This is a genomic window from Streptococcus mitis, from assembly GCF_946190115.1.
In the GTDB taxonomy this organism is placed as follows: Bacteria; Bacillota; Bacilli; order Lactobacillales; family Streptococcaceae; genus Streptococcus; species Streptococcus mitis_CO.
The window spans coordinates 1-220 of record NZ_CAMHZG010000088.1 but is presented as its reverse complement, the minus strand read 5'-3'; the positions used below and the strand labels follow the sequence as shown (position 1 = coordinate 220).

At 53.6% G+C, this 220-nt stretch carries 1 pseudogene; it reads right to left on the bottom strand.

Going from position 1 to position 220, the window contains the following annotated elements:
* Positions 1-220 (bottom strand): annotated as a pseudogene (locus tag N8L90_RS09505) (adhesive domain-containing protein); the annotation flags it as partial.

The following is a 220-nucleotide window of genomic DNA, read 5'->3' as shown; positions in this document are numbered from 1 at the left end:
TAGCATCTACATCAGCAAGCACAAGTGCTGTAGCCTCTACATCAGCATCAACAAGTGCCGTAGCGTCTACATCAGCAAGCACAAGTGCGGTAGCGTCTACCTCAGCATCAACAAGTGCGGTAGCGTCTACCTCAGCAAGCACAAGCGCCGTAGCCTCTACCTCAGCGTCAACAAGCGCGGTAGCATCTACGTCAGCAAGCACAAGCGCGGTAGCATCTAC